Annotated in this window: 6 protein-coding genes; 4 read left to right on the top strand and 2 right to left on the bottom strand. The window is 65.3% G+C overall.

Features of this window, described 5'->3' with window-relative positions; all coding sequences use genetic code 11:
- Positions 1-223: 223 nt before the first annotated feature.
- Positions 224-787, top strand: a complete 564-nt coding sequence (locus tag POF53_RS12070; protein ID WP_498967850.1) for a glutathione S-transferase C-terminal domain-containing protein — start codon at positions 224-226, stop codon at positions 785-787.
- Positions 788-981: 194 nt separating this feature from the next.
- Here POF53_RS12070 and POF53_RS12065 read toward each other — a convergent pair whose 3' ends face one another.
- Positions 982-1,887, bottom strand: a complete 906-nt coding sequence (locus tag POF53_RS12065; RefSeq protein ID WP_254463814.1) for a DMT family transporter — start codon at positions 1,885-1,887, stop codon at positions 982-984.
- A gap of 133 nt (positions 1,888-2,020) precedes the next feature.
- On the opposite strand from POF53_RS12065, the gene POF53_RS12060 reads away from it, so the two are divergent.
- From POF53_RS12060 to POF53_RS12050, 3 genes are all read left to right on the top strand, one after another.
- Positions 2,021-2,458, top strand: a complete 438-nt coding sequence (locus tag POF53_RS12060; protein ID WP_050706624.1) for an Lrp/AsnC family transcriptional regulator — start codon at positions 2,021-2,023, stop codon at positions 2,456-2,458.
- Between the two features lie 497 nt (positions 2,459-2,955).
- Positions 2,956-4,491 carry an NCS1 family nucleobase:cation symporter-1 gene (locus POF53_RS12055; protein WP_203651711.1) on the top strand — a complete coding sequence of 512 codons (1,536 nt, stop codon included), beginning with the start codon at positions 2,956-2,958 and terminating at the stop codon, positions 4,489-4,491.
- A gap of 17 nt (positions 4,492-4,508) precedes the next feature.
- Positions 4,509-5,237: an aspartate/glutamate racemase family protein gene (locus POF53_RS12050; protein WP_028692810.1), complete on the top strand. Its 729-nt coding sequence runs from the start codon at positions 4,509-4,511 to the stop codon at positions 5,235-5,237.
- A gap of 109 nt (positions 5,238-5,346) precedes the next feature.
- Here the strand turns inward: POF53_RS12050 and POF53_RS12045 are convergent, their stop codons facing one another.
- Positions 5,347-6,540: a D-amino acid dehydrogenase gene (locus POF53_RS12045; protein WP_498967847.1), complete on the bottom strand. Its 1,194-nt coding sequence runs from the start codon at positions 6,538-6,540 to the stop codon at positions 5,347-5,349.
- Between the last annotated feature and the right edge of the window lie 9 nt (positions 6,541-6,549).

Here is a 6,549-nt window from a genome sequence, read left to right as displayed (position 1 = left end):
CCCCCCCCCCCCCCCCCCCCCCCCCCCCCCCCCGCCCCCCCGCCCCCCCCCCCCCCCCCCCCCCCCCCCCCCCCCCCCCCCCCCCCCCCCCCCCCCCCCCCCCCCCCCCCACGACCAGGGCTGGGAGTTCGACGAGCACGACCAGGACCCGCTGCACAAGGACGTCACCCTGCTGTCGAGCCTGTACGAGCGTTCGCGCCCGGGCTTCACCGGCAACCAGTCGGTGCCGGTGCTCTGGGATCGTCAGCAGAACCGTATCGTGCACAACGATTCGGCGGAGCTGGCGCTGCAGATGGCCACCCGCCTGCTGCCCCTGGCCAAGACCCCGATCGACCTGGTGCCCGACCGCTCCAGCTGCGACATCGTCGAGCTCAACCAGTGGCTGCACACCAACATCAACCGCATGGTCTACCACATGGGCTTCGCCCCGGACCAGGAGAGCTACGACCAGGCCTTCCAGCAGTTCTTCGCGGCCATGGACACCCTCGAGCACCGGCTGCGCAAGCAGCCGTACCTGGTGGGCGGCAAGCTGAGCCTGTCGGACCTGTTCCTGCTGCCCACGCTGATCCGCTACGAGGCGGTGTACTACGTGCACTTCAAGACCAACCACAAGACCCTGGCCGAGTACCCGGCGCTGTACCAGTACCTGGTGCGCCTGACGCAGATCCCGGCGATCTATCGCACCATCGACATGGCGCATATCAAGCTGCATTACTACTACTCGCACAACCACATCAACCCGACCCGGATCGTGCCCCAGGGGCCGGCGTTGAGCTGGTTGAACTGAGCAGTCGGCGTTTGCGGTCTTTTCGCGGCACAAGGCCGCTCCTACAGGAAGCGCATCCCCCTGTAGGAGCGGCCTTGTGCCGCGAAAGGGCTGCCTCGCAGCCCCGGCGGTTGAAGCCGAATACCGACTCCGGACGACTTCAACACCTTGAGGCTGTTACACGCCAAGACCACGCCGATCTTACAAACTGAACCTCATTCAGGCCTTGCCACGCCGCGGCCGCTGGCCGGCCGGAACCACCAGCCCTGCTGCATGCCCGCCGCCGCCAGCAGGATCAGCCCCACCCCCAGCCACTGCACCGCCGCCAGGCGATGGTCGAAGGCCACCCAGTCGACCAGGATCGCCGCGATCGGGTAGATGAACGACAGCGCCCCGGTCAACGCCGTGGGCAGGCGCTGGATGGCGCTGTACAGCAGCACGTACATCAAACCGGTATGCACGATCCCCAGCGTCACCAGGCTGCCGAGCGCCGGCAGTTCACCCGGCAGTCCACCGAGCTTAACCCAGGGCGCCAGCAGCAATACGCCGGTGCTCACCTGGATCAGCGCGATCAAGTGCGGTGGCGTGCCGGTCAGGCGCTTGATGATCAACGCCGCCACGGCGTACAGGAACGCCGCGCCCAATGCCAGGACAATGCCCAGCAGGTACTCGTCGCCACTGGCCTGCCCCGCGCCATGGGCACTGACGATGGCCAGCATGCCGAGGAACGCCACGCTCAACCAGGTCAGCTTGGCCGGGGTGATCTTCTCGCCGAGGAACAGCGCGGCCAAGCCCACCAGCATGAACGGCTGAACGTTGTACACCGCCGTGCCGATGGCAATCGAAGCCCGCGAATAGGAGGCGAACAGCAGCACCCAGTTGCCGACGATCGCCACCCCGCTGGCCACCGCCAGCAGGAAGGTGGCGCGGGTCAGCACGCCCGGCTTGAGAAAGCCCATGGCCGCGCAGATCAGCAACAAGGTGCCGGCGCCGAACACGCAGCGCCAGAACACCACTTCCAGCACCGGCTGCCCGGATATCAGCACGAACCAGCCGATGGTCCCGGATATCAGCATGGCGGCGATCATTTCCAGCGAGCCACGGCGCAGCGAATTGTCCATCTCACACCTCCTGTCGACGATGGGCACAGTATGCGGAGGGTCGAGGGCGACCTTCCAGCGGATAACCAAGGCATATCTGTGCTCTCGCCTTTACTATCAAGGCATATCTTGAAAATCACCTAACGAGGCAGCCATGACTGATGCCATCGACCAGTTGCTGATCAACGCCCTGATGGAAGACTCGCGCCGCTCGCTCAAGGCCCTGGCGCAGATCAGCGGATTGTCGGCGCCCAGCGTCAGCGAGCGCCTGCGCCGCCTGGAAGAGCGCGGCGTACTGCGCGGCTATACGGTGGAGGTGGACCCGCGCTGTTTCGGCTACCAGTTGCAGGCCATCGTGCGCATTCGCCCGCTGCCGGGGCAGTTGCAGGAGGTGGAGCGGCAGATCATCGCCATTCCCGAGTTCACCGAGTGCGACAAGGTTACCGGCGAGGATTGTTTCATCGCCCGCCTGCATGTGCGCTCGATGGAGCAGCTGGACACGCTGCTCGACCGCCTCAACGTGCTGGCCGAGACCAATACGGCGATCATCAAGAAGACGCCGGTGAAGCGGCGGTTGCCGCCGATGGCGTGAGGGAGGTTTTGCAGTTGCAGGCCTTATCGCGGGGCAAGCCCGCTCCCACGCAGTCGGCCCGGCCAAAACTTGTACACATGAATGTCACCATAAGTGCCATTTTTGTGTGCACTTTTGACCGGTAACGCCCCATTAAGTTACATACTCCAATCAACTAAATCTGACCATTCGATCAACTAAAATGTCGAGCAAAAAATATTACCTGTTCATTTGGTCAGCTTATATTTCCTTTATTTCATCCACTTATCTTTCAAATAGATAGATTCAAAATAGTAGCAACCTGAAAGCGAGTTGATCGCTGGCATGGAACTGGCTTTTATGTGTTTGCGTTTTGTATACAAGTTTGACGAAACATAAATACACAAGAACCCGCAGCGTCGCCCCACCGGCGACCGTTGCGCCCAGAACCCAGTGATGCCAACGCCTGCACCGACGAGATGGCGAGCCCGTGCGCCAGCGCCCGCTCATCGCAGTCACACGCATCAGGAGCCGCCGGAATGAGTAGCAGCCTCCCCCTTGCCCCTGAACTTTCCGTTGCCAGCACCCATCCCTCGACCACCGCCCTCGAAGGCCTTCCGGCCGATCTCGAACTGAGCCCGCGCCTGCATAACCGCGACCTCGCCCCGACCAAACTGGCAGGCCGCCGCTGGGGCGGCTACAGCATCTTCGCGTTGTGGACCAACGACGTGCACAACATCGCCAACTACTCCTTCGCCATGGGGCTGTTCGCCCTCGGCCTGGGCGGCTGGCAAATCCTGCTGTCGCTGGCGATCGGCGCGGCGCTGGTGTACTTCTTCATGAACCTGTCCGGCTACATGGGGCAGAAGACCGGCGTGCCGTTCCCGGTGATCAGCCGCATCGCCTTCGGCATCCATGGCGCGCAGATCCCGGCGCTGATCCGCGCGGTGATCGCCATCGCCTGGTTCGGTATCCAGACCTACCTGGCCTCGGTGGTGCTGCGGGTGCTGTTGACCGCCGTGTGGCCGCAGGTGGCCGCCTATGACCACGACAGCATCCTCGGTCTGTCGAGCCTGGGCTGGGTGTGCTTCGTGGCGATCTGGCTGGTGCAGCTGGTGATCCTCGCCTACGGCATGGAGATGGTGCGCCGCTACGAGGCCTTCGCCGGGCCGGTAATCCTGCTGACCGTGGCCAGCCTGGCAGTGTTCATGTACTTCAAGGCCGATGCGCGCATCGCCTGGTCGGTCGCCGAGCCCCTGAGCGGCTACGAGATGTGGCGCAACATCTTCGCTGGCGGCGCGCTGTGGCTGGCGATCTACGGCACCCTGGTGCTCAACTTCTGCGACTTCGCCCGTTCCTCGCCGTGCCGCAGGACCATACGCGTCGGCAACTTCTGGGGCCTGCCGGTGAACATCCTGGTGTTCGCGGCGATCACCGTGGTGCTGTGCGGCGCGCAGTTCCAGATCAACGGCCAGGTCATCGACAGCCCGACGCAGATCGTCGCCAGCATCCCCAGCACCGCATTCCTGGTACTGGGCTGCCTGGCCTTCCTGATCGTCACCGTGGCGGTGAACATCATGGCCAACTTCGTCGCCCCGGCCTTCGTGCTCAGCAACCTGGCGCCGCGCCACCTGAACTTCCGCCGCGCCGGGCTGATCAGCGCCACCCTGGCGGTGCTGATCCTGCCCTGGAACCTGTACAACAGCCCGCTGGTGATCGTGTACTTCCTCTCGGGCCTGGGCGCCCTGCTCGGCCCGCTGTACGGCGTGATCATGGCCGACTACTGGCTGCTGCGTAAGGGCCGCATCAACGTGCCCGAGCTGTACAGCGAGAACCCCGCCGGCGCCTACCACTACACCCGCGGCATCAACCTGCGCGCCCTGGCCGCGTTCATCCCGGCCGCGCTGCTGGCCATCGTCCTGGCCCTGGTGCCCAACTTCCACGGCATCGCGCCGTTCTCCTGGCTGATCGGTGCCGGTATCGCCGCCGCCGTCTACCTGCTGATCGCGCCACGCAACCGCCAATACCTCGATGTCAGCGGCGAATGCATCGCCGTCGACCACAGCAGCCACTGATTTCAGGGAGATCCGTCATGCGTATTCTGATCGCCAACGTCAACACCACCGAGGCCATCACCGAGGCCATTGCCGAGCAAGCGCGCAGCGTGGCCGCGCCCGGTACCGAGATCGTCGGCCTGACCCCGTGGTTCGGCGCCGAGTCGGTGGAGGGCAACTTCGAGAGCTACCTGGCCGCCATCGCAGTGATGGACCGGGTGCTGGCCTACGACCAGCCCTTCGATGCCGTGATCCAGGCCGGCTACGGCGAGCATGGCCGCGAAGGCCTGCAGGAGCTGTTGGACGTGCCGGTGGTGGACATCACCGATGCCGCCGCCAGCACTGCCATGTACCTGGGCCACGCCTACTCGGTGGTGACCACGCTGGACCGCACCGTACCGCTGATCGAGGACCGCCTCAAGCTCTCCGGACTGTATGAGCGCTGCGCCTCGGTGCGCGCCAGCGGCTTGGCGGTGCTCGAGCTGGAAAGCGACCCACGGCGCGCGGTGGAAGCCATCGTCGAGCAGGCCGAACGGGCTGTGCGCGAGGACAAGGCCGAAGTGATCTGCCTGGGTTGCGGCGGCATGGCCGGGCTCGACGAGCAGATCCGCCAGCGCACCGGGGTGCCGGTGGTGGACGGTGTGAGCGCGGCGGTGACCATTGCCGAATCACTGGTGAGGCTGGGGTTGAGCACCTCCAAGGTGCGCACCTACGCTACGCCGCGGGCGAAGAAGGTGGTGGGCTGGCCGATGCGCTTCGGCCGCTGATCTACCAGTAGAGCCCGTCGCAGGGCACGCCCACTCCCCTGGCGTCAAAAGCAATCCGTGGGAGCGGCGATGCGGCGACCCGACTTGCCCCGCGATGAGGCCAACAAGGTCAGCGCAACAGCCTCGCCAGCCGCTCGCCACTGCCACACGCCAAGGTGAACCCCAGCGCACCATGCCCCAGGTTCAGCCACAGGTTGCGATACCGTGTGGCCTCGATGATCGGCACTCCGGTCGGCGTCGCCGGCCGCATCCCAGCCCACTCCACCGCCTGCTTGTAATCAGCGGCCTCCGGCAGGGTCTCGCGCGCCAGCCGTCGCATGCTCGCGAGCCTGCCGGCATCCACCGACTCGTCGTAACCGACGATGTCCACCATCGCCGCCACACGCAGCTGATCCTCCAGCCGGGCATAGACGATCTTGCGCTCGTAGTCGGTGATACTCACATCGGGCGCCCGATGCGCGGCGCCAATCGGCGCGGTCAGGCTGTAGCCTTTCAAGGGATAGACCGGCAAATTCAAGCCCGGCAATGCCAGGCCGGCGCTACGGTGCCCGGCGCAGAGCACCAGGTGCTGCACTTCCAGCCGTTCGTTGCCCAGCTCAAGGGCCAGCACCTGATCATCGTGCGCTATCAGCCGTGTCACCGGTCGCCCCAACAGCAACCTGCATTGTCCCGACGCCTCCAGGCGCTCGGCCAGACGCAGGCAAAAACGGTGGCAATCGGCGACCTCTTCGTCCGGGGTGAACACGCCGCCAACGAACGGTGCATCGAAAAGCGCCGGGTCGAGTTCGCGCAGTTCGGCGGCATCCAGTGTTCGCTGGCTGTGGGAATCAAGCAAGTTTTGGCGCCCGTGGTCGAATGCACGCTGGGTACGGAATGCGACCAGCTTGCCATTGCGCCGCCAGGCGAAATCATCGAGGCCGTCCTGCTCGCGCCAGCGCCGCAAAGCCGCCTGGCTTTCGAGCGCCAGACTCAGCAGCCGAGCGGCATTACGGCGATTGACGGAGGTACGGCAGGCCATGACGAAAGCCGCCAGCCAACGCCACTGCGCTGGGTCCAGACGCAACCGAAGGCGCAACGGCGAGTCCCCCTGCAACAACCAGCCAAGCGCCTGCCACGGCACACCGGCATCGGCCAGTGGCGCCACGTAGCGGTACGAAAGCTGCCCGCCGTTGGCAAAACTTGTGGCGCTGGCCAGGCTGTCGCGGGCCTCGACCAGGTCGACCTGCCAGCCGTCGCGCACCAGCGCATAAGCCGTCGCCAGGCCGACCACCCCGCCGCCGATCACTGTCACCCGCTGGTTCATGCATCCATT

Source organism: Mitsuaria sp. RG (genome assembly GCF_028369275.1).
GTDB classification, from domain to species: domain Bacteria; phylum Pseudomonadota; class Gammaproteobacteria; order Pseudomonadales; family Pseudomonadaceae; genus Aquipseudomonas; species Aquipseudomonas peradeniyensis.
Note: the sequence above shows the minus strand (reverse complement) of the source record. Positions and strands in the feature narration are given on the sequence as shown.